Raw genomic sequence first — 26,294 nt, 5'->3', positions numbered from 1 at the left:
GATGCGCGTCCCAGGCTCATTGTTCTACATTCAACAGGGGTTCGCTCAGACTGGCCGTACGCCCTTCGGACTGGATCGCTTTTGCCAACATTGGCACGATAATAAGTCCCAGAACCGACGCGCCGACGATCACCGAAAAGCCTGACGCACTTTTCCCAGATGCGCTTTCCGCCAGTCCGAAAAGATACGGACCTACGAATCCGCCAGTCAATCCGAGGGTGTTGATAAAGGCCAATCCTGCGGCGGCCTGAATGCCGTGCAGCCGTTTCATCGAAATCGCCCAGTACAAAGGCAACACGCCGCCTGCGAAGAAAGCTGTGGCGACGAAGAGGGCAAGTTGCACCGGCAGCCAGTCCGACGAGATGAACAGGATCGCGCTGACAATCAGGCCGGCGGTCAAAACGGCGAGATAGATGCAATCATGGGTCACCCGGCGATGAATGCGCGGCAGTATCAGGACACCAAGCAGAAAGCCGATGCCGACGCTGCTCGAAAGCACCCCAATCATTAATGGAGACTTCACGTGCATCTGCTGGATCATCGCCGGAGTGAAGAAGACGAGACCGACAAACGCCACCTGATTCAGGAAATAGATTAGTCCGGTAAGCACGGTAGCGGGACTTTTCAACGCTGCGACCCAATCGTCCGAAAAGATGCTGGCGTGTACGGCATCCGGAATTGCGCGTGCCTCGAGAATCCGCGCTTCGTCATTCGACAACCAGCGCGCGTCCGACGGTTTCTCCGGCAGCTTGAACCACAGAATCACGCCGACGACGATCGTAGGGAGTCCTTCGAGTAGAAATAGCCACTGCCATCCGTGCAGGCCGGCGAAGCCGTCCATCTGCATGAAGGCGCCGCCCACCGGATTGCCTATTACCAGTGCAAGAGCAGGCGCGACGTAAATCCACCCCACAGCCACCGAACGGTCTTTCGGCGCGAACCATAGTGTCACCATGTACATCAGCGCGGGAAACAGACCCGCTTCGGCGATACCGAGCAACACGCGGATCGTATAGAACGACCATTCGCCCTGCACGAACATCATCGCAGCGGACAGTGCGCCCCATGTGACCGCAATTCGCGCGATCCAGCGGCGCGGCCCGACTCGATGAGCTGCAAGATTGCTTGGTACTTCGAGCAGTGCATATCCGATGAAGAAAATGCCTGCACCCAACCCATATGCGGCGGCGCTGATGCCCAGATCGGCAGCAAGCCGTGCCTTCGCTAGCGACACGTTCGTGCGATCGAGGTACGACATGAAATAGATCGCGCACATGAGCGGGATCAGCCGCAACATCGCCTTCTGCGTCGCGACGCGGTGTAGTTCGCTACTGCTGCCACCCGTTGTTGGGGTTGCCATGATGTCTCCTCCGGGGATGATTGTTCATCGTTGTTTTTGTTAGCTCTGAACGGCCGGCGTGATCTCCGACGCCGGCACACTGCTGCATTCAACTACTGCTATTGCTAAAAGGCCGCGCTCAAAAGTTGACCTTGTCAGCGCCTTTCAGACCAAGCATTTGTCGCGCTTCTGCTGGTGTAGCGATCTCGAAGGAAAGCTCTTCGAGAATGCGTCGAATCTTGCGCACCTGCTGAGCATTAGTTTCGGCTTTCACGCCCTTCGAAAGAAAGACGCTATCTTCCAGGCCGACCCGGACGTTTCCACCCATGATCGCGCCCATCGTCACGAAAGCCATTTGATGGCGACCTGCGCCGAGAATTGAAAACTGGTAGTTTTCGCGCCCGAAAAGACGGTCTGCCGTGGCGCGCATGACCGTCATGTTCTCCGGCTCGGCGCCGATTCCACCGAGAATCCCGAACACCGACTGAATGAAAAGCGGTGGTTTGACCAGCCCTTGGTCGACGAAATGCGCGAGGTTGTACAGGTGACCGACGTCGTAACATTCGAACTCGAAACGCGTGCCGTGCTCGCCCAGTTCGAGCAGGATGCTTTTGATGTCCTTAAAGGTATTGCGGAAAATCGTGTCTTCCATCCCTTCGACGTAGTCCTTCTCCCAGTCGTATCGCCACGACGAGATTCTCGCGGCGATCGGGTGAATCGAGAAGTTCATCGAGCCCATGTTCAACGAGCACATCTCCGGCTTGGCGAGTCGCGGATAGGCGAGCCGGTCCGCGAGTGTCATCTTGGTGCTGCCGCCGGTCGTGATGTTGATAACCGCGTCGGTCGCTTCGACAATCGCCGGCACGAATTGCCTGAACACGTCGGGCGATGGCGTCGGGCGGCCATCGCTAGGGTCGCGCGCGTGCAGATGGAGAATTGCGGCGCCGGCCTCGGCAGCCTCGATTGATTGAGATGCAATCTGCGATGGCGTCAACGGCAGGTATTCGGACATCGACGGCGTATGCGTTGCACCGGTAATCGCGCATGAAATGATGACTTTGCGATTGAGCAAGCGTGTCTCCAGAATCGTTGGCTGGCCAATCGATGGAGTGGCCTGTTGTGATATCGATACTAGTGGGATACGATTGCGCCCGTAAGGTCATTTTCGGACAGCTGGATGTGGTTGCAGGACATTCTGAGGTGAAGCGGTGTCATCGAAACTGCCGTTACTGAACGAGCGCATCTACGCGCCTTACAAGATCGCCGCGCTGGTCGAAGTGCTCAGTGAGCAGGGGATTGCGCCCGAACAGAGCCTGAAAGACAGCGGGGTCGACGCCGACAAGATTTACGACGCCTCGGCGTTGACCTCGGTCCGGCAATACGTTGCTGTCTGCAGAAATGCGATCTTGTTGGGGTGCAGTTCCGCGACGCCGTTTATCACCGGGTCGCGATTGCACCTGTCCGCTTACGGGATGTACGGCTATGCGCTGATGTCCTGCCTTTCCCTGCGTGACTATTTCCGGCTTGGCGTGAAGTACCACCGGCTTGCGACACCTACGCTTACCATCGAATGGACCGAGTATGCCGACGAGGGCATCTGGACGTTTCCCGATGCGTTTATCTCCACGCCCTCACGCGAGCTGGGTCAGTTCCTGATCGAGCAACAGTTCACGCAGCACGTGACCCATTTACAGGACGTTGCCGGTCACACCTGCCCACCGACCAAGGCGTGCTTTGCGTATCCGGCGCCCGCGTACGCGGACATCTATTCGGAGTACCTGGGTTGTCCGTGCTACTTCGATCAACCGCAATGCGAGCTTCATTACGACAGTGGCATCCTTGAACAAAAGCCTCAGCTAGCGCATCGGCTAACGGCGACGCTATTGCAGGAAACGTGTGACAGGTTGATTGGCCAGGCGAAGACTTCGGTGGGTGTTTCGGGTGAGGTCTATCAGGTGTTGATGCGTAAGCCCGGCGAGTTTCCGAGCATGGAAATCGTTGCGGATGCGTTGAAGATGACCAGCCGGACCTTGCGGCGGCGTCTCGAAGCTGAGGGCACTTCGTTTGTGGCGATTGTTGATGACGTGCGTTGCTCGCTCGCGACCGAATATCTGAAGACGACCAGTATGAGTACCGACGATATCGCGATGTTGCTCGGGTTCAGCGACCCTGCGAATTTTCGGCGGGCGCTGAAACGGTGGACGGGGAAGGGGCCGGGGGAGTTGCGTCGATAGGTCTTGCGTGATCGAAAATGCGAATCCATTCGTGCGACGAGGAATTTAAATTTTCTGAGGCGGCATCGACAGACGACTGACGATTGTCTCGACAGCCTGCTCAATCGAAACGTTAGCCGTGTCGACTACGAGATGTTCCGATTCCCATGGATCGTATTGACGTTCAAGTACGTTTTTCCATGTCGGTAGCTTGTGACCGGGAATATCGGCGTTTCGTCCCTCGACTCTTTGACGGTGCGTCGCGGCATCCGAACAAATTATCTCAATCTCGAAGATCGGCACATCTGTCTCGAGCGCAACGTTTCTCCACGCGCTACGCGTAATATGCAACGAGTTGACCGAGTCTGCGACGACAGTCAGGCCGAGGCGTAGATTGTCGGCCGCGACCGCATATGCCGCGAGATAGCCGGCAGGTCCAATATCCGCGCCGGCGTCCCCGGATGCGATAAGTGCCTGTTCCAAGGTATCGATGCGTAGATATACCGCGGCGAGTTTGCGGGCGAGCGCTTGCGCGATCGTCGTCTTTCCGGTTCCCGGCAGACCTCCGAAAGCAATCAACATTGCGATGTTCCCTGTGAGTTAGTGCGAGGCGGCTAGGTGCCCCATTCAAGCCAGCGGCCCCTCTTTATCTTTCCGCCGCACCGCGACCGCAATAGCGCTCCCGACGATGAGCGCAATTCCCGCGAACGACAGCGGTTGAATCGTCTCACCCCAGATGACGTAACCGAACAGCGCCGCCCATACGATGCTCGTATAGTTATACGGCGCAAGCTTCCCAGTGTCCGCCTGGCGAAAGGCGACCGTCATCAGGAGTTGTCCTGCGGTCGCGAACGCACCGAGGAGTGCCATGACCAACAGCGCCGCCACGGACGGCGTTCGCCAGCCGATTACGAGGGTAAAGCCGGTAACAAATGTCCCAACGAGAGTGAAAAACAGAACCGTTGTCGCCGAATCGTCGGTAGACCGTATGCGCTTGATCTGAACGATAGATAACGCACCGAAGAAGGCGCTCAGGAGAAGGAACGTCGGACCGAGCCAGCTCGAAGGACCGCCGCCCGGACGCACCACGAGCAGCACACCGCAGAATCCAACGAGCGCTGCTGCAACTCCGCTTGCTGTCCATCGCTCTTTCAAGATCAGCGGCGCGAGCAGGATGACAATCAACGTCTCCGAATACGCGAGCGCCACCGCTTCGCCCAATGGAACGTAAGGCAAACCGGCAAAGAAGAATCCTGAAGCGCCGAGAAGCGTAAGCGCACGCAGAGTCTGACCTTTGACATCGATATTGGCCAAACGCTCAGCTAGCGAAATGCGACCCCGGCAGCACATCGCCACTGCCGGCACCAGGCCGAACAGCATCCGGAAGAATGTCACTTCATTAGCCGGATATTGCAGCGCAACCGTCTTCGCCAATGCATCCACCACAGCAAAGCAGAACATCGAAGCAAGTATGCTGACGACGCTGTTCAGCGGAAGAGGGTTGGCGCCTGTTGCGCTGGACGATGGCATAGCGGTACGGAAGTATGAGCGTGTCGGTATCATCTCATACGACTGAGCACCGCCCTTTTGTTGCATTTAGAATTACCGCTCTCACTTCGACGGTTCACCTGATGCTAACAATCCGCCGGCTCGCCAACGAGTCGCACGACGACCGCGCCAATGTGCTGCGCATTTTTCTGGAATCGCCCTCGTACACCGAACTGGTTGAAGGTCGTTTGCCCTCTGCAGAAGATGTCGAGGACTTCTTCTATGGCAAACCGGACGCCAAGGATGTGGCGGACAAATCGGTGTTCGGCTTCTATGTTGGGTCGGAGATGATCGGGTGTGCTGACGTGATTCGCGCGTATCCGACTGATGACTGTGCGTGGATCGGGCTGCTGTTCTTTTCTGAAGCGCACCAGCATCGAGGTTACGGCACAGGCGCATTGGCGTTGATAGACGCGATGGCGCGTGAGTGGGGTTACCGCAGATTGCAGCTCGCAGCCATTTCAACGAACCCGGGTGGATTAGCTTTCTGGCGGCGCGAGGGCTTTGAAGAGATCCGTCGCACGACCAATCAGCGATTCACCGGCGAAGTCATCGTCATGGAACGAACTATCAAATGAGTGCGACCCTGGAGCACCGTTTGATTCAGGTTACGAGAGCGAATCAATGGAACTCGCTAATTCTTGATCGGGCGGTACAACTCGGCTTTGAGGATTGGTGGCTGACGGCTGGCTGCATTGCGCAATCCGTCTGGAATATTGCTTGCGCACGAGATATCCATGTAGGCATTCGGGATTACGACCTGTTTTACTACGATCCGGATACGTCATGGGATGCGGAAAACGAGGTCATTGGCAATGCGAGTCGCATATTCGCCGACCTCCCCGTTGAGGTGCAGGTACGCAATCAAGCGCGTGTTCCACTTTGGTATGGGCAGAAGTTTGGAATCCCGGTTGGCCCTGTAAATAGGGCTTCGGATGGCATAGATCGATTTCCGTGCGCGACGACTGCGGTTGGGGTCAAGCGCCGGCAAGGAGAGTTTCAAGTTTATGCGCCCTTTGGTCTGACGTCTCTGTTCGACGGCATATTGAGGCCCAATCACGCACTTTGGATACCTGAGGTGTACGAAGAGAAAGCCGCGCGTTGGCAGCGCGAGTGGCCGTATCTTCGGCGGGTGTCCTGGCAGTTAGTGGAATAGCATTTTTTTCGCGCCGTCATTTGACGCTAGCATGCGAGTTTTCCCCAGGATGTTTATGCCGGTGACCATGAAGCAGATCGAACCGATGCAATCTTTGCTGCGCATTCATCGCCTCCGATGGAGCCGCACGTCAAGACGATCGCGTGGGCAGATCCGGCTATATGCCGCGCTCGCATTCCTTATTGCAATCAGCCTTTCTCGACCGCTGCTCGCCGCGCCGATAGACATCAATCAGCTTTGGAACTGGGATTCACCTGCCCAGAGCGAGGAACATTTCCGCGCCGCGCTGGCAGGTGCCGATGCAGATCAAACATTCATTCTCCAGACCCAGATCGCGCGAACCTACGGTTTACGCGGTCAGTTTGCCCGGGCACGTCAGATCCTCGACAGTCTCAAACCTGAACTGGCCCACGTCTCGCCAGAGGCACAGGCGCGCTATCACCTGGAGCGGGGCCGCACATTTGCCTCGGCCGTATCCGTTCCTGGAGGGGTAACGCCGGACATGATGCGCGAGGCGCGTAATGAATATAGCGCGGCGTTTCGCGTAGCAAACCAGCATCATCTCGACGCGCTAGCGGTGGATGCTCTGCACATGATGGCCTTCACCGATACCGCGCCGGCGGATCAGTTGCGCTGGGACGAGCGCGCGTTGACACTCGCCTTGCAGTCCTCGGATTCCACGGCGCAGCATTGGGAGGCGTCACTGCGCAACAATATTGGAAACGCGCTCAATGATCTCGGCCGCTACGCGGAGGCACTCGAACAGTTTCGCATTGCGCTCGCGCTGCGCGAACGTGAGGGAGACGCAGAGGCAACCCGTCAAGCATGGTGCTCGGTGGGTTGGACGCTGCGCCTTTTGGGCAGGAATACCGAAGCACTAGCGATTCAGCAGCAACTGCTTGCCGAATACGACGCTATCGGAGCAACAAATCCAGATGTTCTGGACGAGCTCAAGGAAATCTATCGGGCCACTGGCGACGAACGGAATGCCGCGGTGTACGCGAGTCGCCTGCAGGTGTATCAGGCGGCGCATCCTGATGCTAGTCAGTGATCGGGGAATATGTGTGCCTGGTAACTCATGGAGGTGCTTCCGTCAGCTCAAATGTGGCTGCAACCGCTTGTTCGATCGCGGCGAGGCTTGTCTCGGGTTTTAGCGCCATTTTGAATACTTCGCAGTGTTTCGCGTTCATGTCTTCCATGGTGCGCAGGGCTTGCTTTGGGCCTAAATACCATCGACCTCGGGCCGCGAAGTAATCCTCGAGCAGTGAGAACAAGAGCCAATGACGCCGGTAGTCACCTTCAGCATCTCCTTTAGCAGCTCGCCTTAGCATCTTCGCTGCCCAAGCCTTGCGAATCGATATCTCGGCCTCGGGTATCTGTTCAGGCCCGGCGGTGTACTGAGCATGCACTTTCGCGAGCACGTCGTCACCGAATGCGCCTCGCTGGAATAGCACTCGACCTGCATGAATGCGGATCCAACCGGGATCGGCTTCGTCGTTTGTGGCGTACACGAACAAGTCCAGGAATAACCCATTCCATTGCGATGCGACACGCTCGGGACCTCCGGCGTCACGAAACGCCATTACGTCGATGTCGCTCGCTGCGTCCCAGTCATCGCGTGCGCGCGAACCATAAAGAATCGCGGTATGGCAATCGTAAGTAGTCTGAAGTTCAGCAGACAGTTTCGTCAGCAAGTCTTTATTGAACATAGAACGCCTCGCCAGAGCTCAATAGCGTTGTTGGCGGGCAGCGATCAAGATCGACCAGCAGCGGCGAAAGGCACGATGCGCGAGACCGGGCGCACGAGTGTAGACAGGGGTGCTTATGCACCCCAGGTAGACTATGTTCCATTGATAAAATCCGTTGTCCATGCAGATACAACCGCACCCGTGAGGATGGCGGCGGCAAAGAGCTATACAGCGGAAACGGGTTTTACATTGGAACGTTTAGATGGAGTCGCTAGGTTTTCGCGCATCCTAATTCAGAATAAGCTCGATACGCAAGTTGATCTTTAATGTCCAACGCCCGCTCATTACTTTGGGCAGGCGTCTTCGCACAATCATCATCGACCCGCGTAATGACGTGTCACATGCGCAAGCAGGTTGTCGACATCCTCAGCCGTGGTAGAAAACGACGTCACGAAGCGGACGACGTTGGTTTCCCAACGATCGTGATAAAACTTGAATCCTGCCTGAAGTAGCGACTCGATCACCGCTGACGGCAATCGGCAAAACACGATGTTGGCCTCAGGCGCGCCGAGCACTTCGATGCCGCTCAACCCCGCGAGTCCCTGGATCAGGCGCTGCGCAGCGTCGTTGGCCTGGCGTGCGTTGCGCAACCAGAGATCGTCGGTCAAGTACGCGTCTATCTGGGCCGAAAGAAAGCGCATCTTCGAGAACAGATGGCCCGCACGCTTGCGGCGGTAGCCCATTTCGGGCGCAAGGGATGCATCGAACAGCACGATCGCTTCCGCTGCGAACACGCCGTTCTTGGTTGCACCGAACGACAAGGCATCGACGCCAGCCTTCCATGTCATTTCCGCAGGCGAGCAGCCCAGCGAGACCAGTGCATTGGCAAATCGTGAGCCATCCATATGAAGTTTGATGGAGGATGCCTTGCAGACCTCCGCCAGCGCTCCGATCTCGTCGAGGGTGTAAACGCCTCCTTCTTCCGTCGCCTGTGTGATGCTGACGCACGATGGTTGCGTCGAATGGACGTCACCCACTTTCACGCGAGCCGCGCTACCAAGACTTGCGGGGTCGATCTTCGCGGATGGGCCGTCCACCGCGACCAGCTTCGCGCCATTCGCATAGAACACGGGCGCGCCGCACTCGTCGTTGTTGATATGGCTCGCCGGATGGCAATAGATGTTGCCCCATGGTGGCGTCATCGCGCTCAGGCACAGCGCGTTGGCGGCGGTGCCGGTGGGCACCAGAAACACGTCGACTTCGCGCTCGAAGATTTCGCTTAACTTATCTTCGACGCGAGCCGTGAGCTCATCTGCTCCATATGGGCTCGCTTGCCCGGTGCTATTCGCCAAGATGGCTTCAATGACCTCCGGCGACGCGCCCGCGATGTTATCGCTCGTGAATCCCATAGCCGGCGTCTGGGCGCCGTGCGACCGATTACTACTGTCCATTGTCGTTTCCTTAACTCGACGGGCGGAGAACTTCCTCCCTGATTGGCGCATCGTATGTCGAGTGAGGTCGCTGGACTTGTAAAAAATTGATCGATCGTCAAGCCGTGGGCACGCTTCAGGCCCTGTAGTTCGACGGCGCGGCGCCGTAGGCCTGCCGGAAAGCGCGATTGAAATGGCTTTGATCGTAAAATCCGACTTCCTGAGCGACGGTTGCGATTGCCTGTGAGCTTCGGGACAAAAGCGCGCAAGCTCGCTCGAGACGAAGACGGAGCAACCACGCGTGAGGCGTCATCCCGACGGTCTGCTTGAATTGCTTGAGGAACTGGAACCTGCCGAGCGAGCAGAGTGCGGCCAGTTCATCCAGCGTGATCTTGTCGCCGAGGTGGTTGAAGCAGTAGTCTTTGACGCGTTCCCACTGAATGCGCGAAAGCGAGCCGCGCACCGTTTCAGGCACGATCGTGCGCGATTGGCTCAACAGACGTTCCAGCAACGTGAGCCATTCCGTCTGCATCTCAAGACTGCTCGCAGCGTTACACCACCTCATCTCATTGTGCAGGCGCAGGAGATGGCCAGCTAGCAGCGGGTCTTCGAGTAAGGCGCCTGCGAATTCCGGTGTGCGGTGAAGGCCGCCGATTTCCTCTGCCACGCTGGCGAGGAGTTCCTGTGAAAGGCGGAATGTCCTGAGCGTGGATTGGCTGCCATCTGCCGTGACGCCATCGTGGATCTCGCCTGGCGGCATCAGAACCACTGTCCCGGGTCCGTGCAGGACAGCCTTTCCGTTGACCCTCTGGCGCTGAACCCCGTCCGTCACCAGCCCCACATGTAAATCGAGGTGGAAGTGGCGGTCGAAACTGAAATCCGTGAAGCGTGCGGTACTCAGCACCAGGCCGGGTATCTCGGACACTTGCTGGAACTGGGCATACTCAGTCATGGAAAAGGGAGCGATGACGCGTGTTGTCGGGCGTTAGTAAAGTATAACGCCGCAAATCTCACCGCGAGGCCACGCCACGTCACGCGATCTGGCTGGTACGAATAGCGTATTCGATGACCCGGAAGTCGCCTTCGTTTATTGCGTGCGGCGCGGAATAAAGCCGGGGCTACCGGTCTTGACGACTTCGTTGAACCTCTGCCGCGTCTCAATCCGGTTAATCTCATCGAACGCGTCTTCTGGAAGTGCGGAAACATCCAGATTCTCTTGCGCGCGTGCTGCAGTTTTCGGGGTAGTAAGCAAAGCCCCACCACGTTGGATCGCCCACGCAAGCAGTACCTGGGCTGGCGTCTTTCCAGTTCGCGCGGCAATCTGCGAAATGACCGGATCCTCGAGCGGTCCCGGCCTGATTCCGTGACCTAGTGGCGCAAAGGCCAAAAACACGATCCCATGCTCTTTGCAGAACTCCAGGAGTTCGGTTTCCGGGAGATACGGATGTGCTTCCACCTGTACCGCCGCTGGCTTGATTCGTGCCGATTCATAGAGCGGCCGTAACTCGTCCAGACCGATGTCGGACAGCCCGATAGCCCCGCATCTTCCATGGTCGACGAGCTTTTCCATCGCGCCCCATGTGTCCAGCAAAGTCACGCCTTTGTCGTAGATGACATTACCGTTCGCATCTCGCGGGTCCTGCTCATCTCCCGGTTGAAATGCAAACGGAGTGTGGATCAGATAGAGATCAAGGTAATCGAGGCCGAGCCTTTCAAGGCTTGCGTTGAAAGCTGGTTCGACTCGCTCGGGCCGATGATTGGAATTCCACAATTTTGTGGTCACGAAGATGTCTTCGCGTGCGATTCCGCCGGCGGCAAGCGATGCGCGCAGCGCTTCGCCCACCTCGCGCTCGTTGCGGTATCGCTCGGCACAATCCAGGTGTCGATAGCCCGCTTCCAGCGCGTCTCGGGTAGCGCTGATAGTGACAGCGGGATCGGGAATCAGCGTGCCAAATCCGAGTGCGGGCATGCGGCCGCCTCCATGATTGAGCACCAGCTTTTTGCTCCGGAAATCGGAAGACTCGAGCATGATGAAACCTCCGCACAACTTCACATCCCGCGATGTATAACCTGCACTTGTTGTAATTGTGGCGCAGGAGTCGTTTCGTCGATCAAGTGTAGCAAATGACGGTCAAAGCCAAAGGAAAACGTTTGCCACGGGCCTTCCGGCCCGCTCGCGTTTTTTCGGGGTTTTTAGCAGGTTTCCTTTAATGGTCTGGCGTAACGAAACTGTCATAAAGACCCTTTAGCGTGCTTGATTTCTCGTTCAACCGGTAGTCGTGAAATGCACCCCGCGCTTGCGCAGTTTCGTCGTCCCGGCGTGCCAGGAAACCCGCGTTGCGCCGGCGACCTGTGTCAGGAAGTCCCCGCCATCGAGGCGGCCGATTCGAACTCCCTGGCAATGGAGATTTTCTATTCGCGGGGCGACATGGTCAGTTTGGCCGTTCTGGAGGGCGATCGCCCCATCGGTCTGATCAATCGCGATATTTTCCTGTCGCAGATGAGCAAGCCGTTCCACCGCGAGCTTTACAACAAGAAAAGCTGCATCGCGTTCATGGACAAGGATCCGCTCATTGTCGACGCGGATATGAGCATCGAAGCGCTGACGTTCAAGACGGTCGAGGTAGGTAACAAGGCGCTCTCCGATGGATTTATCGTGACGCGACAGGGCCGGTTCGCCGGACTGGCTAGCGGCTTTCAGTTGTTAGGCGCCGTAGCCGAGATGCAGGCGGAAAAGAACCGGCAAATCATGCAGAGCATCGAATATGCGAGCGTGATCCAGCAAGCGATGTTGCGCGCTTCGCGCGACGCGTTGTCGTCCATGTTGCCCGATGCCGAACTGGTATGGGAGCCGCGTGATGTGGTGGGCGGCGACTTTTATCACTTTGCTTCGTTCCCCGACGGATGGTTTGGCGCTGTAGCCGACTGCACCGGACATGGCGTGCCGGGCGCTTTCATGACGCTGCTTGCTTCCGCCTCACTCTCGCAGGCGCTTGAACGAATCGGACCACGTGATCCAGCCGCTCTTCTCGCAGCTGTCAATCGCAACGTCAAGGGGTTGCTCGGTCAAGTAAATGGGGCAGGCGAGTCGCCGCAGTCGAACGATGGCCTCGACGCAGCATTCTTCTGGTTCGACGCTGCACAGCAGCGACTCTATTTTTCCGGTGCACGCATCGCCCTTCATGTTTTGCGGCCGGATGCCGATAACTTCGAGAGCATTCCGGGCGAACGCATGGGCGTAGGGTATGTCGACAGTCTGGCGGACTATACGTGGGCGCTGAACGCAGTCGCGCTTCCGCACGGAAGTCTTTTGTTCGTTTCGACAGACGGGTTGATCGATCAGATTGGCGGTCCCCGAAAAATTGCTTTTGGGAGGCGCCGCGCTCTCGAGTTCATTGTCGAGAATCGCGCGCAACCATTGTCCGGCATATGTGAAGGTTTGCAGCGCGCGCTCGCCGACTGGCAGGGCGCACAATCGCGTCGCGACGACGTAACGCTATTTTTTGCACGCGCTTAGGGTAGTCCATGAATATGTTTGAACTCTTAGAACAGGATGCTGCCTTTTTCGAACTTGCTCAGAGGCGCAACCTGCTTTTTTATCACAAGGGCTACTTCTCCCATAGCATAGTCGCGGCGATGAGTGAGGTCGTGAAACTGCAACTGGAAGTGGCCGGCATCAACGCGCCGACCCGGCGCAAATTGTTTTCGTCGTTTATCGAACTCTCGCAGAACATCATTCACTATTCGTCCGACTCGCTCGCCGAGGGCGGCGGGACCGGCGGAGCCATCCGTGAAGGCGCGGTGTGCATCACGACGGACGGTGAACGTCATCTCATGTTATGCGTGAATCCTGTTGCGACGTCGGCTGTGAGCCATCTGCGCGAGAGGCTTGAGCCGTTGTGCAACATGTCGCTTGAAGAAATCAAGCAGGCGTACAAAATATCGCTGCGCTCCGATACGCCAGAAGAGAGCAAGGGCGCAGGGCTCGGGTTTCTGACAATGGCTCGCGACGCGAGCGCTCCGCTGGAATTTGCCTTTTATCCGCGTGTCGATGCCCCTGAAACCACGCTGTTTTGCCTCAAGACCATCATCTGACCAAGGGACGAGTCGGCACCATGGACAACCTTCATATCGCGGCCACGAGTACGTCGCCGGAAATCGATTTTCAATTTGACCAGAACGTTCTGACGTTCAGGGGCGAGTCTTACCCTGAGAACGCAGCCGCGTTTTATGCTCCGGTGATCGAGCGGCTTCGCGCGTACCTTGCGGGTTGCAGCGATGCCGTTATCACAGTGGAAGTCACGCTGACTTACTTCAACAGTTCGAGCACGAAGATGCTGTTCAGCGTGTTCGACGCGTTGGATCAGGCAGCTTCATCTGGGAACCGCGTGGTGGTGAGATGGTTCCGGGACGCCGAGGACGAAACCATTCTCGAGTTTGGCGAGGAACTGCAAGCCGATTTCACGGCAATCGAGTTCAACGATTGCCCAGTTGCGACGTAAGGGCGGCCACGGTGGGCTCAACTTCCTCATCGGACGCAGCTGCGAACGACGCTCCGGACCTGTTTAAGACCGAGAGCGAGGCGCTGGAGAAGGCGCGCGCGATCCATGCGAACGCCGACGCCGACGCGGAGCAGTGTCGTCTGGCGCTGGCTGAGCTGATCGGAAATTTCGAACGCCTGATGCGCGAGACGCGCCGCCTGATTGGCCGCAGCGACCGCGCCGAGCGTGAGATGCATGCACTGACGCAACAGCTGCAATATCGTGCGACGCACGATGCGCTGACCAATGTATTGAATCGTAGCGCCGTGATCGAGCGGACGATCAAAGCGCTGCGCGCCGATCGGGCCGTGATGATCCTGCTCGATATCGACGACTTTAAAAAAGTAAACGACGACTACGGACATCCTGTTGGGGATGCGGTGATACTCGGCATTGTCGACTGCCTGCGGCGCATCGTTGGTGAAGAGGGTGTTATCGGTCGCGTCGGCGGTGAGGAATTTACGGTGTTGTTGCCGGGGTATGGACTCACCGACGCACTGCAACTGGCGGAGAAGATGCGCGGGGCGATTGGTAGCCACGTCTTTCCTGCGCCGGTGAATCGTCGTATTACCGCGAGTTTTGGAGTCAGCGCAAATTCTGCTCGCACTGACTTCGATACTGCATACGGGCTAGCGGACTCCGCCTTGTATAAAGCGAAGCGAGGCGGGCGGAATCGCGTGGAGTTTGCTAATCCGCAGGTGGTCTGTCCCGCGATGCCGGGTGGGGATTGAAGGGGAAGTTGTCGCGGCAGGTAGCGCAGCGACTTTTGGCTTCCGAGCCTACAAGGCCGGCTTGAATCGCCCTGCATTCCGGGCCTTCTACCGTGCATTTGCCCGAAACCGAATGACCATTTCCAGGCGACTCGGCCTGAAAATCCGTCCTGCATGCACGGACGAAAAGTGCGCGCTCAAGATTGGCCTTTAGCCTCGGCCAGCACCGCACGCGAAGTGTCGCCCAGTAGATAGCGGGCACCGCTGCCGCGCCGTCGGGCGACGTCTTCGGGGTTGTAGAGCGAGCAGGATTTCAACGACAGGCATCCGCAGCCCACACAGGACGCAAGCTGATCGCGCAAAGCGATCAGTCCGTCTATGCGCTCCTGGAGCAAAGGCTGCCACGCCCGTGAGAGGCGCTCCCAATCCTGTTTGGTCGGAGTGCGCTGCCCGGGCAACGCGTCAAGCGCGGAGCGGATCTCCGCCAGATTCAATCCAACGGCCTGTGCGGCGCGGATGAACCCGACCCGGCGCAGCGTCTCCCTTCGATACTGCCGTTGACCGCCGTCCGTTCGGGTGCTGCTAATCAGCCCCTGTTCCTCGTAGAAGCGGATCGCACTTGTCGCCACGCCGGAGCGCTTCGCAAGTTCGCCAATGGTGATTATCGTCTCGTTCACGACGCTCCCGGGCATTTGCTCTTGACTTCAAGTTTACTTGAACTTTTACAATGGGACCTCCTTCCTTTGACTGAGAGACAGTCACATGCACAGCGACTCGGTTCGGCTCAAGTTGAGCGAGCTTCTGGATGCGAACGCACGTTTCGACCTTGCCGCAAGAGGTATAACCAATCACTGCCCAATGGCGCTCGTTGCATTGGCGGAAATGGGGGCGTCGCCAGATCGACTGCAAGCGTTCTTCGATATGTGGGAGCGCGAGTACGCCTTGAGTGCACCGCCTGTTGACGCGACTATCTCCCGTAACGATTGGAAGCGACACGTGGGCGAACGTGAGGCATTCGGTGCTTTACGACTTTGCTTCTTGGACTGGATCGTAGACGCCGGTGCTGTTCCGGTGATCACGGCAGTGCTGCAAGCGGTTCCTTTCGCGCCTGCTACGCAGGCCTTTCATTCGCTTATCAGGCTGGCCTACGGCATCGAAGCGGGGCATGCCGGCGAGATTGCAGCGGGGCTGGCGTCGTTGATTTCGTCGCATCTGCCTATTGACGTTAGCCTGGACAAAAATCCGAGGGCTGAGAGTGTCGATGCTGGATTCGATCACGCCGCTCGCGCATTAAGCGGTACGGTGTTCGCCGGTAGCTCGATCACGGCACGCTTGCGCGCCGTTGCAAGCGATGTGCGGTTTGGCACGGCGGTCCTTGCGCCTCCCGCCAGTGCAGCCTTGCTGGACGATCTGGCGCGAGCGACGATTGCCGCATACTGGCGCAAACCTGACTTCACATTGCTGCACACGGTCACGGCAACGCGCGCCGCGCGAATCGTCTTTGCCGAGCTTCACGAAAGCCTCGTCGAGCAATTGCTGCCCGGCTTATGGGTTGCGCTAAGCGCAGCTTACGCAATGATCGGCAGACCAGCCAACACGGAAACGAGCGTTCCGAATAGCGCCGCTGACTGGAGCGAGTTGTGCCGTATGGCGGTCGCCTCGGACGATGATCATGTGATCAAGATGACGTACACATGTCTTTGCGAGGACCGTCGCCAGCCGTCGCCGCTTTATCTCGCTTCGGCAGCGAGGCTGTTTGAGCCGTCGAAAGCTTAGCGTCGACGCTCGAATGCAGGTAAGAAAAGAGAAGGGAGTCGAGGCCAACATCTTCGCGCTAGCCCTTGCATACCGAGTTTCTGCTGAGGTTAAATGGCATTGCGTTGTCGTGTTCCAGGTGACGCGACGATGCAAAAGTATTTTCTTCCACAAAAGGCAACCGGAAGCCCGCTCTAACCAGCGGGCTTTTGGCTTTGTCCAGTCGCTGCGTTGAATGAGATCACACATATTCAAAGCATGCCGAACTAATTCGCCAGCGCGAAAATCCTTACCAAATTTCAGAGGCAACATTCGACAGATAGGATAGCGAATCGAACGAGCGTACGCATAGAATCGCCTCTGATTTATCAAAAAACTGACCTAAACGGAGGAGACAAGATGAGGAAGATTCGCGTGATCGCGCTGGCGGCTGCATTGTTGGCGAGTACTGGTGCGCATGCGCAAAGCGCTGGCGATTTTGTCGCGAACCTTGGATGGTTCCATCTCTCGCCGCAGGACTCGAGCAAACCGCTTACGGTCAATGCCCTTGGCACGAGCGTGACGGAGAGTGGTACGGGCGCGTCGGCTGACGACTCCGACACGTTCGGCATTACAGGCACCTATTTCATTACCGATCACATCGCAACCACCGCAGTATTCGGCATACCGCCAAAATTCCATCTGAGCGGCACCGGGTCGCTTGCGGAGCTTGGGCAGCTCGGCTCGGCCTACGAATGGAGTCCGACGCTGCTCCTGAAGTACTACTTCAACGACGCTCAGAGTCACTTCCGGCCATACCTTGGCGCAGGTGGATCGTACGTCTGGTATAGCGGCGTGAAATTGAGCCAGGCCGTGTCGAGTGGCAGCTTTCTGTACTCGAGTACCTATGGAACTGCGCTGGAGGGAACTACGACGGCGAAGCTGAGCAGTTCTTTTGCGCCGGTCATCAACGCGGGGTTCGCCTATAACATCGACAAACACTGGTCGGTGGATGCGTCGTTGTCGTATATGTGGCTATCGACGCGAGCCACTTTAACGACTCACACGGCGGAGGCCGGGACTGTGACGAGCACCACGAAGCTCAAGCTCAATCCCATCATTTCGTTTGTTTCTATCGGGTATCGCTTTTAACGGCGCTCCACATTGCCGGTCGCAATGTGGAGCAGATTATATTTGCGCTTCGATCGCGCTTTTGTCGATCACCGACCATACCTGCGCGATCTTTCCGTCGCGGAACGCGTAGAACACGTTCTCCGTGAAAGTGATGCGCTTGCCGTCGATGTGCAATCCGAGGAAAGTGCCCTTGGGAGAGCAGCTAAAGCGCAGACGGCTTGCGATAACCGGAGGTTCGGTTACCAGCAGTTCGATATCGAAGCGCAAGTCCGGAATGTCGCGAACGTCCTGCTCCAACATTTCGCGGTAACCCGACAAGCCAAACGGTCGGCCGTTGTGGATGACGTCGTCGCCGACGAACTGGCCTAGCGACGACCAATCCCGTCTATTCAGGCAATCCAGGTAGTTCCGGTAGAGGGTACTCAGGTCTGGCTCGTCCACAGTGACCTCCTTGTCGCTTGACGGCTAGGTAGGGCATCCCAGCTTCGTAGCCAGATCGTTCATATCCGATGCTACAAAGTCCCACGCCTGTGTGGGATGCAGGTCGCTCTGTTGAGCGGGTCCGTGTTCGGTTGGTCGTATGACGAACGCTGTCTTTAGCCCACACTGTCTCGCTGCGGCCAGGTCACCGTTGTGGGCTGCAACCATGCAAACCTCGGCGGGTTTCAGACCGAGAATCTCGACGGTGTCGGTATAGACTTGCGGCGACGGCTTGTATGCCCGAACGACCTCCGCGCCGAGAATCGCGTCCCAAGGAAGGGCAGCCCGTTTGGCCATATCCACCATCAGCCGGATGTTGCCATTCGAGAGCGGCGCAATCATGAAGCGGCGCTTGAGTCTTAGCAGTCCCTCAACGGAATCGGGCCATGGGTCGAGCCGATGCCAGGCGCGGTTCAGTTCGTCGAGTTCATCGTCAGGAATTGAACCCGGATCGATTTTATATGCGGCCATTGCCTTGGCCAGGTTTTCCTTATGCAATACATCGAGCCTGACGAATGGGCGCCGTCCGCTTCGTATCTCTTCCATTGCCGGTGTGTACTCACGCCGCCACGCGTCTGCAAATTCAAACGGGTCAATCGCCAGCGCGTGTCGGCTGAGGAATGGGCCTACGTCGCGAGCGACACCATTGCGCCAATCGACAACCGTTCCGAACACATCGAACACGAGTGCCTTGATTTCAGGGTGGTCCGCCATCTTGTCTACCTCGTAGCCAGTGCGATACAGCAAGTTTAGCTAGTCGTTTTGTCTTTAGTTATCTTTCGCGCTTCCTTCGATATATCATCATCGCGCCCACGCCCAATACGACAATAACGAACAGAAGGCCAGGAACGATGAAGAACGGACTGGACGAATTCCCGCTTACCGTAACGGTGTTCGCGGATGCCGCACTGACCTCAGCCGGGGCGGACGCAGCCGCTGGAACCGACTGCGGCAGCGCAACGCCATAAGCGCTTCCCTGGCGCGAGACGGGGACACTCGACGCTTGCTGGCTTGCCGCAGAGGCGACTTGAGCGGCGACCTGAGAGGCGGGCAACGCACCTGACGCAGGCCCAAGCGCTTCCGATGCGGTCATGACAGGCGCCGCGACGATATTCGCGGGACTTTTGTCGACGGTGCTGTTCGCTTCAGCGAAAACGCCATCAATGCAGTGCACGTCAGTGCAGGCGTCGCGCTTTTGTTTCCAGGCGGCAACATCGCTCGGCGTCAGCTTTCCCTCTTGCAGGAGCCTTTGCTGCTGCTCATAGACGTCATCGTACTCATGATTCAGAATCGCGTGGTCGCAAATGATCCGCTGAGCGGGTTGGCGCGTGCTCTCGCACTGGATGTCGGTGGCCCACGAGCTTGCGCTAAACAGCATGCAGGGAATCAGAACAGCGAGTTTGATGGTGCTTGCGGGTAACGGCAATTCAGCCCCTCCGAATGCGTGATGGGTTGATGATACTCTGGACTTCGCCGCTTATTGATTGGCGCCTCAGCGTTCGTACCAAGGCTGACTTGCGCTAGTCGGACAATAAGACGTTCGCACCTCAGACGTCGTTTGGCGTCACGGACGGTGGCTCGTCCTGTGCTTTGTCCTCACCGGCCAGTTGCCTCTGCGCTTTTAGCCAGTACTCGTCAGACTTGCCTTCCGGACTGCCGTCTTTCTCCCAGAGGTAAAAGGCAAGCGTTCTGATCTGCTCTTCGGTAACGGGGAAGTCCATTTAAGCCTCCGGCACTTGATACGGTTGGATTGATTTCCGCGCTGTTATTGCTGCACGGCGTCGGTGTCAGTCCGTAGCAAACGCTGTGCCGCAGTGCGGAAATCGCCCCCCGCCTATGCCTGGTCGGCGTGTCCTGCTGTGACGCTCACCTGTCCGGAATTGACTTTGCCGGGCAAATTGGATTCCGCTACTATGCATGTCAAAAGGGGCAGGCTCGCGACGCGACTACCCCGCGATGGCACATTGGTAAAGTGACTCGTCATGCCACAACCCTCGATACGGCTCGCACGCCCGACCTCCACCGCCGACTCGCTGTTTGCGCAGCTTAGGGCACGCATTTTCCTTCTCGGTGCCTTTGTCGGTTCGATGTGGGTGATCTTTTTTCTGTCGGCCGCGTTGCCGTTCCTGCAATTGAATCGACACGGAGTGGTGCCGCGTACGCTCAGCGGGCTGCAGGGCATCCTGTTCGCTCCGTGGTTGCATGCAAACGTGATGCATATCGTGTCGAACACGGGTCCACTGATCATCCTGGGCTGGCTATGCATGTGGCCGCGCATCGCGAACTTCTGGCCGGCGACAATCGGCGCAATGCTTGGCGCGGGCCTGTGCGCCTGGCTGCTCGGTGCGCCTTACACGGTGCATATCGGCGCTAGCGGTCTGGTGTTCGGCTACGCTGGCTATCTGGTTGCGCGGGCTTACTACACGCGGCAGATCCTCGCGATGCTGGTGGCGCTGTTCGTGGCAGGCAGCTACGGGCTGACTATGTTCTTCGGCGTGATGCCGGTTTATCCCGGCGTGTCGTGGCAAAGCCATCTTGGTGGCGCGCTGGGGGGGATTCTTGCTGCTGGCGCAGCGGCTCGCAGTTTGCGACGCTCGTGAGCCTGGAGGTCTCGCCCGAACAACCCTCGGCGACGTGCCGGATTCAATCGATCGGCGCAGAGCCGGTCACGATTTCCCTTTGAGGGTAAAGGGAGCTAGCAGCGACTGCACATCGACCTGTTGGCCCTGGAGCATGAGCAGTCTTGCGTGGAGCACCGTGTTTTCGAGGACCAGCTTGGCCGTGCTTAGCAGGTATAGCGCGTGAACGTCGGAGACCGACATGCCTGCTTCGACCAGATGGTGACGCTCGACTAGCGAACTCATCACGAGACGTCTGAGTTCCTGCTCACCAAACGGGAGGTCCGCGTAATCGATGGGATCGTCAGCTTCCACTTCCCGCAGCATGTCAACAAGCGTTTCTGTGCTCACTTCCATGTCGGCTCCACGTAGTCGTGTCGATTGAGATCAGCTTAACCAAACTATAAGCTACGCGAAAGAGATTTTTGCGGGCATATTCGGCTTGAAGTCTTTTCGAGCGGACTTAGGGCATACGCAGCGACATCGACATCCCTCACGTCTCGAGATCCCCAAGACTAGCCGCCCTCAACCGGTCAAAATCAAGAATGGTGATCTCCCCGGATTTCAGACTCACTATCCGTTGACTCTCCAGATTCTTGAGCAACTGATTCGTGGTCTGCCGCGACAGCGACACCATTGAAGCGAGACTGTCTTGCGAGAGCCTTATCCTGTTCTGCGCCGCATTGAGACCGCCGTACCCGCCCGCAATCGACAGCAAGCGGTTCGCTACGCGTTGCGCTGCCGGTAACAAGGTCATCGCTTCAGCGTTGTCGAACGAAAGCCGGAGTCTTTGAGCCATCAACAACGCAAAATCGCGCCAATAGCGGGGCGCAGTGTCGAGCAGGTCTTTCAGCGCAGCCTCGGGCACGTGCAGCAGAAGCGTCCTGCTAACCGCGGTGGCATTGTTCGGACGTGGCAACCCATCGAACAGCGAGATTTCTCCCACCCACGCAGTCGGTCCTAATACCGCAAGCAACGCCTCCTTCCCATCCACCCCGACTGTGCCGATAGCAAGCGCACCGCCGAGCACAGCATACAGACCGTAAGACTGTTCGCCACGCCGATACAGGACTTCACCCCTTTCCAGCGTCACCAGGCTGGCGTGGCTGACCAGATAGTCCCGCAATTCGACGGACAGGCCGCGGAACCACGGCGTCGTTTCGAGTTGCGTCCGGTAGCGGTTCTGGCTGGATTCCATTGGTGCGTCGACCTGTCGTGTACCCGACAGATTTTAGGCCGGTTCGCGAACATCATGGGGACTTGCCGTTGTCCCGGGTTATCCCATGCTTGAATCATCGAATAAGGAGTGTCGACGTGGCCTCATCTAATCTCAGTCTGAAGAACGAAGTTTCATCTGCCGAGTGGGAAGCGCGAGTCAATCTCGCGGCGGCGTATCGCCTCGTTGCGCTGTTCGGGTGGGACGACCTGGTGTTTACGCACATCTCGGCGCGCGTGCCCGGTCCCGAACACCATTTCCTGATCAACCCGTATGGCCTGATGTTCGACGAAATCACCGCGTCGTCGCTGGTCAAGGTGGACCTCAACGGCCGCAAGGTTGTCGAATCGCCTTATGACGTCAACCCGGCTGGCTTTACGATCCATAGCGCTGTGCACGCGGCCCGCGAAGACGCGCTGTGCGTGATGCACACGCACTCGGTCAACGGCGTTGCAGTGTCGGCGCAGGAAGCGGGCTTGTTGCCGCTCTCCCAGCAATCGCTTGGGGTGCTGGCATCGCTCGGCTACCATGACTACGAGGGCATCGCACTTAACGAAGCCGAGAAACCGCGTCTCGTTCGGGACCTCGGAAGCAACACGTATCTGATGCTGCGCAACCACGGCCTGCTGACGGTTGGCGCTTCGCCGGCAGACGCCTTCGTCGCCATGTATTTCTTTGAGGCGTCCTGCATGATTCAGGTACGTGCCCAGTCGGGTGGCGCAAAGCTGACTCCGATCCCCCAGTCGATTCGCGCCGGCATCAAGGAACAGATCCGGGCGGTAACGAGCGGCACGCCAGGAGCGCTGGCATGGCCAGGCCTGCTGCGCCGGCTTGACCGTCGTAGTCCCGGATACGCTGACTAACCGTGAGAACCAGCATGGCAAAGATCTTTATCTATGGCGCTGGCTCGATTGGCTGCTATGTCGGTGGACGACTTCTTGCCGCGGGCAGCGACGTCACCTTCATCGGACGTGCGCGCGTGGCCGACCAGTTGCGCGATCGAGGCATCACACTGTCGCGGCACGACGATAGCCGCTGGCATGCGCCACCGGAGCGGATCGACGTATCAACGGACGCGGCGAGCGCCGCCGCCGCCGATCTCGTGCTTGTCACCGTCAAATCTGCCGCGACGCCTACGGCCGCAGCAGAGCTGGCCGGTGTGCTCCGCCCCGGCACGATCGTTGTGAGCTTCCAGAACGGCGTTGGCAACGCGGACGTGTTGCGTGCCGCGCTGCCACAGCACACGGTGCTGGAAGGGATGGTGCCATTCAATGTCGTCGAACGCGGCCCGGGTGCGTTTCATCAAGGCTCGGGCGGCGAACTGGAGATCCGGCATACGCCGGCCATGCAGCCGTTCGTCGAAGCATTTAGGAATGCAGGACTGCCGCTGATTCAGCACGACGATATACTGCCCGTGCAATGGGCCAAACTATTGCTCAATCTTAACAATGCAATCAATGCGCTCGCGAACCGGCCGCTCAAGGAAGAGCTTTCGCAACGCGCGTACCGGGTTTGCCTCGCTATGGCGCAGGAAGAAGCGCTCGCGCTTCTGAAGCGGGCCGGCATACGGCCAGTCAAAGTGACGCCGCTTCCCGCTACCTGGATACCGCGTGCTCTTCGCTTGCCTGATGCATTATTCGAACGCGTCGGTCGCGCGATGCTGACGATCGATCCCCTCGCGCGTTCGTCCATGTCCGACGACCTGGAGGCAGGGCGCGCTACGGAAGTCGACTGGATCAACGGCGAAGTGGTGCGCCTCGCGCAACGTCTGGGGCAAACGGCGCCGGTGAACGAACGACTCTGCCAGCTCGTGCACGAAGCCGAGCGAGCCGACGCACGCCCTGCATGGTCAGGAAAAGCGCTGTTAGGCGAGTTGCGAACTGCCGCGAAAGCCGCTTAGCCGTCAAGATTTGCCGACGCTCCGTCGATGCCCGCTGACGTGTTCGCCCGCGTCGGGGGCTAACGTAAACACATCGAATATCGCAATCACGCTTAACGCTGCCACCATCAGAAAGGCGATGCTGAAATCTGCCGGCACTAATGTTTGAGCGTCGTGGCCGTGCCACCACGAGGCGATTCGCAGCGCGATTGCGCCGGCTGCGACGCCCATCCCCATTGTCATCTGACTCATCGTGCTCGACAAGGTCGAGGCGCCGCTCATCTGCGGTTTTGGAACGTCAGCGAAACCGAGCGTATTGATGGCGGTAAATTGCAACGAACGTGCGACGCCGCTGACGAACAGTGCGCCGAGAATCCATCCATACCCCGTGGTCGGCCTTAGCAGGCTCATGCTCGCGAGTGTGACTGCGGCAAACGCGCCGTTGTAGACGAGCACGGTCCGGAAGCCGAAACGCTGCAGGATTTGCGTCGTAACGAGTTTCGTCGACAGATTGCCCGCAAACACAGCGAGCGTTAGCAAGCCCGACTGAAACGGGTTCATGCCAAAGCCAATCTGAAACATCAAGGGCAACAGAAACGGCACCGCGCCGATCGAGATCCGGAATAGCGAACCGCCAGAGATCGCCACCACGAACGTCTTGATCCGGAACGCGGACAAATCGATCATCGGATGCGCGGTGCGGCGAAGATGGAACCAGGCTACCGCGCAGGCCACGAAGCCGACCACGAGAAACACCAGCGACGAGTGCCAGGACGTGTCGGCGCGGCCGATTGCCTCCATCGCATACATGACCGAGGTGCCCGCAACGCCGGTCAGCACAAAGCCCAGTAAGTCGAAAGGGCGGGAAGCCGTGTCGCGCTCCGCGCTGAGGAAACGCCAGGCCAGCACCATCCCTATCAAGCCCAGCGGCAGGTTCAGGTAGAAAATCCAGCGCCACGTGAAGTATGTCGTGATGAATCCACCGAGCGGCGGCCCGAGGACCGGCGCGACCAGCCCCGGCCATGTGATCACCGAGATCGCGCGCACCAGCTGTTCCTTGGGCGTGACGCGCAGCACAGCGAGACGTCCGACTGGCACCATCATTGCGCCGCCTATGCCCTGCAGAATGCGTGCGCCAGTGAATTCGACGAGATTGCCGGTCAGGCCGCAGAGTATCGATGCACCGGTGAAGATCGCGAGGGCCGCGGTGAAAACGTTGCGAACGCCGACGCGATCGGCAATCCATCCGCTGATCGGAATAAATACGGCAAGCGTTAGCAGATAAGACGTGATACCGATACTTAGTTCTACTGGCCTGATATGAAACGATTGCGCCATCTGCGGCAACGCCGTGGCAATAATCGAACCGTCGAGGTTTTCCATGAAGAACGCGGCAGCGACCAGTGACGTGACCAAAGTAGTACTACCGTGGCGCACGGAACCTGATGACGAAGTCGACATCGGCCAACACTCCTGAATGGCGAACTGAGGCAATGAAGAAGGTATGAAACAGGGCGATGCTGCTATGGCGCCGACGGCGTCAGGTGCTATCCCGCTCGATCAGATTAAACCCGACGTCGACCATCTGCTCGGTGTCCGGACCGTTTTCAATCCGGTTGACGAGCATGGTCGCCGCAAGCGAACCGATTCGCGTGCCATCGATTCTCATGGTCGACAAAGGCGGCGTGGTGTCCCTGGCAAAATTCTGGTCACCGTAGCCAATCACACGCAGCCGTCCAGGCACTGCAATACCCTGGCTCTCGGCTTCCATCAATACGCCCAACGCAAGGCTATCCGCGCCGCAGAAAACGGCGTCGATATCGGCATCTTTCTCAAGCAAGTCCTTCAACGCCCGCCGCCCGTCGCCGAGATTTGCCGGTGACTCGATCGTCACCACGGGGATGGCGGGGCTCGTCTTGGCGCCACCGAACGCTTCAAGGAACGCTTTGGTGCGAGCCTGCGCGCGCTGGTCGCTGGGTGTGAAGACAGCGGGGCGCCGCGCGCCACGCTTCTTCAGGAATTTTGCCGCGGCTTTGCCAACCTGCTCATGCGAGAAGCCGACCAGCATGTCGATCGGCTCGCTCGTCAGATCCCAGGTCTCGACAACCGGGATGCCGCTCGCATGCAATTTTTGCCGCGCACTCTGGGAGTGAACGACGCCGGTCAAAACGATGCCGGCCGGCCGGCGGCCAATCACTGCATCGAGCAGGGCGTCCTCGCGCGACTCGTCGTAGCCGCTTTGCCCGATCAGCAACTGATAGCCCGACGCGGCAAGCTCGCTTGTGAGGGCCTCGACGGTCTCCTGAAACACGCTACCGCCCATCGCGGGGATCAGCGCGACGATGAGATCGCTGCGTGTCGATGCCAGCGATCCTGCGATGAGATCAGGGGTGTAGCCGGTTTGCCGGACCGCCTCGCGGATGCGTTCCAGCGTGTCGACCGAGACCAGTTCCGGCGTATTCAGTGCGCGTGAGACGGTCACCTTGGTCACGCCGACGAGCGCTGCAAGATCGCTGAGCGTGACGCGCCCGGAGTTCTTGCGGGCGCGCCGCGAGGCGCTTCGTTCGACAGGGGCAAGCAGGGAAGTAGGCGTTTTGCTCACGTCGTT

The 26,294-nt window shown here is 58.3% G+C and carries 30 protein-coding genes; 13 read left to right on the top strand and 17 right to left on the bottom strand.

Annotation, left to right across the window (positions count from 1 at the left end):
* Positions 1-16 precede the first annotated feature (16 nt).
* Together P3T20_RS16210 and P3T20_RS16205 are read right to left on the bottom strand one after the other, a co-directional pair.
* Positions 17-1,360, bottom strand: coding sequence for an MFS transporter (locus P3T20_RS16210; protein WP_429287346.1), 1,344 nt, complete (start codon positions 1,358-1,360; stop codon positions 17-19).
* Positions 1,361-1,478: 118 nt separating this feature from the next.
* On the bottom strand, positions 1,479-2,411 hold the full coding sequence (locus P3T20_RS16205) for a 3-keto-5-aminohexanoate cleavage protein (protein WP_429287345.1): 933 nt from the start codon (positions 2,409-2,411) through the stop codon (positions 1,479-1,481).
* Between the two features lie 136 nt (positions 2,412-2,547).
* Here P3T20_RS16205 and P3T20_RS16200 point away from each other — a divergent pair, with 136 nt between their 5' ends.
* Positions 2,548-3,573 (top strand): AraC family transcriptional regulator, encoded by a 1,026-nt coding sequence (locus P3T20_RS16200; RefSeq protein ID WP_429287344.1) that lies wholly within the window; start codon positions 2,548-2,550, stop codon positions 3,571-3,573.
* Positions 3,574-3,618: 45 nt separating this feature from the next.
* On the opposite strand, the gene P3T20_RS16195 is transcribed toward P3T20_RS16200, so the two are convergent.
* Together P3T20_RS16195 and P3T20_RS16190 are read right to left on the bottom strand one after the other, a co-directional pair.
* Positions 3,619-4,134, bottom strand: a complete 516-nt coding sequence (locus P3T20_RS16195; protein ID WP_429287343.1) for an AAA family ATPase — start codon at positions 4,132-4,134, stop codon at positions 3,619-3,621.
* Between the two features lie 45 nt (positions 4,135-4,179).
* A complete protein-coding gene (locus P3T20_RS16190; protein ID WP_429287342.1) occupies positions 4,180-5,082 on the bottom strand; it encodes a DMT family transporter in 903 nt (300 codons plus the stop codon).
* A gap of 14 nt (positions 5,083-5,096) precedes the next feature.
* On the opposite strand from P3T20_RS16190, the gene P3T20_RS16185 reads away from it, so the two are divergent.
* The 3 genes from P3T20_RS16185 to P3T20_RS16175 all read left to right on the top strand — a co-directional run bounded on the left by P3T20_RS16185 (position 5,097) and on the right by P3T20_RS16175 (position 7,307).
* Positions 5,097-5,678 carry an N-acetyltransferase family protein gene (locus P3T20_RS16185; protein WP_429287341.1) on the top strand — a complete coding sequence of 194 codons (582 nt, stop codon included), beginning with the start codon at positions 5,097-5,099 and terminating at the stop codon, positions 5,676-5,678.
* Positions 5,675-6,256 carry a nucleotidyltransferase family protein gene (locus P3T20_RS16180; RefSeq protein WP_429287340.1) on the top strand — a complete coding sequence of 194 codons (582 nt, stop codon included), beginning with the start codon at positions 5,675-5,677 and terminating at the stop codon, positions 6,254-6,256. Before P3T20_RS16185 ends, P3T20_RS16180 begins: the two co-directional genes overlap by 4 nt.
* Positions 6,257-6,323: 67 nt before the next feature.
* Positions 6,324-7,307 carry a tetratricopeptide repeat protein gene (locus P3T20_RS16175; protein WP_429287339.1) on the top strand — a complete coding sequence of 328 codons (984 nt, stop codon included), beginning with the start codon at positions 6,324-6,326 and terminating at the stop codon, positions 7,305-7,307.
* Between the two features lie 25 nt (positions 7,308-7,332).
* On the opposite strand, the gene P3T20_RS16170 is transcribed toward P3T20_RS16175, so the two are convergent.
* From P3T20_RS16170 to P3T20_RS16155, 4 genes are all read right to left on the bottom strand, one after another.
* The gene (locus P3T20_RS16170; RefSeq protein WP_429287338.1) at positions 7,333-7,965 is read right to left on the bottom strand and encodes a nucleotidyltransferase domain-containing protein; all 633 of its coding nucleotides are present in this window, start codon (positions 7,963-7,965) and stop codon (positions 7,333-7,335) included.
* A 353-nt stretch (positions 7,966-8,318) separates the two neighbouring features.
* The gene (locus tag P3T20_RS16165; RefSeq protein WP_429287337.1) at positions 8,319-9,395 is read right to left on the bottom strand and encodes a threonine aldolase family protein; all 1,077 of its coding nucleotides are present in this window, start codon (positions 9,393-9,395) and stop codon (positions 8,319-8,321) included.
* A 115-nt stretch (positions 9,396-9,510) separates the two neighbouring features.
* The gene (locus tag P3T20_RS16160) at positions 9,511-10,326 is read right to left on the bottom strand and encodes an AraC family transcriptional regulator (RefSeq protein WP_429287336.1); all 816 of its coding nucleotides are present in this window, start codon (positions 10,324-10,326) and stop codon (positions 9,511-9,513) included.
* A gap of 135 nt (positions 10,327-10,461) precedes the next feature.
* Complete coding sequence (locus tag P3T20_RS16155) at positions 10,462-11,403, bottom strand: aldo/keto reductase (protein ID WP_429287335.1); 942 nt, start codon at positions 11,401-11,403, stop codon at positions 10,462-10,464.
* Positions 11,404-11,658: 255 nt separating this feature from the next.
* Between P3T20_RS16155 and P3T20_RS16150 the strand changes: the two genes are divergently transcribed.
* Genes P3T20_RS16150 through P3T20_RS16135 form a run of 4 tightly spaced genes read left to right on the top strand, consistent with a single transcriptional unit; the run spans position 11,659 to position 14,646 of the window.
* Positions 11,659-12,891, top strand: coding sequence for a SpoIIE family protein phosphatase (locus P3T20_RS16150; protein ID WP_429287334.1), 1,233 nt, complete (start codon positions 11,659-11,661; stop codon positions 12,889-12,891).
* Between the two features lie 14 nt (positions 12,892-12,905).
* Entirely contained in the window at positions 12,906-13,469 is a 564-nt protein-coding gene (locus tag P3T20_RS16145) for a SiaB family protein kinase (RefSeq protein WP_074267043.1), read from the top strand.
* Between the two features lie 20 nt (positions 13,470-13,489).
* A complete protein-coding gene (locus P3T20_RS16140) occupies positions 13,490-13,876 on the top strand; it encodes a DUF1987 domain-containing protein (RefSeq protein ID WP_074267044.1) in 387 nt (128 codons plus the stop codon).
* Positions 13,877-13,887: 11 nt separating this feature from the next.
* Entirely contained in the window at positions 13,888-14,646 is a 759-nt protein-coding gene (locus tag P3T20_RS16135) for a GGDEF domain-containing protein (protein ID WP_074267045.1), read from the top strand.
* A 176-nt stretch (positions 14,647-14,822) separates the two neighbouring features.
* On the opposite strand, the gene soxR is transcribed toward P3T20_RS16135, so the two are convergent.
* Positions 14,823-15,317, bottom strand: coding sequence for a redox-sensitive transcriptional activator SoxR (soxR, locus tag P3T20_RS16130; protein ID WP_429287333.1), 495 nt, complete (start codon positions 15,315-15,317; stop codon positions 14,823-14,825).
* Positions 15,318-15,387: 70 nt separating this feature from the next.
* Between soxR and P3T20_RS16125 the strand changes: the two genes are divergently transcribed.
* The gene (locus P3T20_RS16125) at positions 15,388-16,401 is read left to right on the top strand and encodes a questin oxidase family protein (RefSeq protein ID WP_429287332.1); all 1,014 of its coding nucleotides are present in this window, start codon (positions 15,388-15,390) and stop codon (positions 16,399-16,401) included.
* Between the two features lie 378 nt (positions 16,402-16,779).
* On the top strand, positions 16,780-17,511 hold the full coding sequence (locus P3T20_RS16120; RefSeq protein ID WP_429287331.1) for an OmpW/AlkL family protein: 732 nt from the start codon (positions 16,780-16,782) through the stop codon (positions 17,509-17,511).
* Between the two features lie 36 nt (positions 17,512-17,547).
* On the opposite strand, the gene P3T20_RS16115 is transcribed toward P3T20_RS16120, so the two are convergent.
* The 4 genes from P3T20_RS16115 to P3T20_RS16100 all read right to left on the bottom strand — a co-directional run bounded on the left by P3T20_RS16115 (position 17,548) and on the right by P3T20_RS16100 (position 19,694).
* The gene (locus P3T20_RS16115) at positions 17,548-17,934 is read right to left on the bottom strand and encodes an ester cyclase (protein WP_429287330.1); all 387 of its coding nucleotides are present in this window, start codon (positions 17,932-17,934) and stop codon (positions 17,548-17,550) included.
* Between the two features lie 24 nt (positions 17,935-17,958).
* Positions 17,959-18,687: a haloacid dehalogenase type II gene (locus tag P3T20_RS16110; RefSeq protein ID WP_429287456.1), complete on the bottom strand. Its 729-nt coding sequence runs from the start codon at positions 18,685-18,687 to the stop codon at positions 17,959-17,961.
* A 58-nt stretch (positions 18,688-18,745) separates the two neighbouring features.
* Positions 18,746-19,399, bottom strand: a complete 654-nt coding sequence (locus tag P3T20_RS16105; protein ID WP_429287329.1) for a hypothetical protein — start codon at positions 19,397-19,399, stop codon at positions 18,746-18,748.
* Positions 19,400-19,520: 121 nt separating this feature from the next.
* On the bottom strand, positions 19,521-19,694 hold the full coding sequence (locus tag P3T20_RS16100; protein ID WP_074267051.1) for a DUF2934 domain-containing protein: 174 nt from the start codon (positions 19,692-19,694) through the stop codon (positions 19,521-19,523).
* Positions 19,695-19,955: 261 nt separating this feature from the next.
* On the opposite strand from P3T20_RS16100, the gene P3T20_RS16095 reads away from it, so the two are divergent.
* Positions 19,956-20,573, top strand: a complete 618-nt coding sequence (locus P3T20_RS16095) for a rhomboid family intramembrane serine protease (protein WP_429287328.1) — start codon at positions 19,956-19,958, stop codon at positions 20,571-20,573.
* A 66-nt stretch (positions 20,574-20,639) separates the two neighbouring features.
* Here P3T20_RS16095 and P3T20_RS16090 read toward each other — a convergent pair whose 3' ends face one another.
* Together P3T20_RS16090 and P3T20_RS16085 are read right to left on the bottom strand one after the other, a co-directional pair.
* Positions 20,640-20,948, bottom strand: a complete 309-nt coding sequence (locus tag P3T20_RS16090) for a hypothetical protein (protein WP_074267053.1) — start codon at positions 20,946-20,948, stop codon at positions 20,640-20,642.
* A 136-nt stretch (positions 20,949-21,084) separates the two neighbouring features.
* Positions 21,085-21,789 carry a Crp/Fnr family transcriptional regulator gene (locus P3T20_RS16085; RefSeq protein ID WP_074267054.1) on the bottom strand — a complete coding sequence of 235 codons (705 nt, stop codon included), beginning with the start codon at positions 21,787-21,789 and terminating at the stop codon, positions 21,085-21,087.
* A 116-nt stretch (positions 21,790-21,905) separates the two neighbouring features.
* Here P3T20_RS16085 and P3T20_RS16080 point away from each other — a divergent pair, with 116 nt between their 5' ends.
* Positions 21,906-22,670 (top strand): class II aldolase/adducin family protein, encoded by a 765-nt coding sequence (locus tag P3T20_RS16080; RefSeq protein ID WP_429287327.1) that lies wholly within the window; start codon positions 21,906-21,908, stop codon positions 22,668-22,670.
* A 14-nt stretch (positions 22,671-22,684) separates the two neighbouring features.
* Positions 22,685-23,707, top strand: coding sequence for a 2-dehydropantoate 2-reductase (locus P3T20_RS16075; RefSeq protein ID WP_429287326.1), 1,023 nt, complete (start codon positions 22,685-22,687; stop codon positions 23,705-23,707).
* A gap of 3 nt (positions 23,708-23,710) precedes the next feature.
* Here the strand turns inward: P3T20_RS16075 and P3T20_RS16070 are convergent, their stop codons facing one another.
* The gene (locus tag P3T20_RS16070) at positions 23,711-25,147 is read right to left on the bottom strand and encodes an MFS transporter (RefSeq protein WP_429287325.1); all 1,437 of its coding nucleotides are present in this window, start codon (positions 25,145-25,147) and stop codon (positions 23,711-23,713) included.
* A 79-nt stretch (positions 25,148-25,226) separates the two neighbouring features.
* Complete coding sequence (locus tag P3T20_RS16065; protein WP_429287324.1) at positions 25,227-26,288, bottom strand: LacI family DNA-binding transcriptional regulator; 1,062 nt, start codon at positions 26,286-26,288, stop codon at positions 25,227-25,229.
* Positions 26,289-26,294 lie beyond the last annotated feature (6 nt).

This window comes from Paraburkholderia sp. GAS206C, from assembly GCF_050435645.1.
Classification (GTDB): domain Bacteria; phylum Pseudomonadota; class Gammaproteobacteria; order Burkholderiales; family Burkholderiaceae; genus Paraburkholderia; species Paraburkholderia phenazinium_B.
The sequence above is the reverse complement of the archived record's forward strand: the minus strand, read 5'-3'. Positions and strand labels throughout refer to the sequence as shown.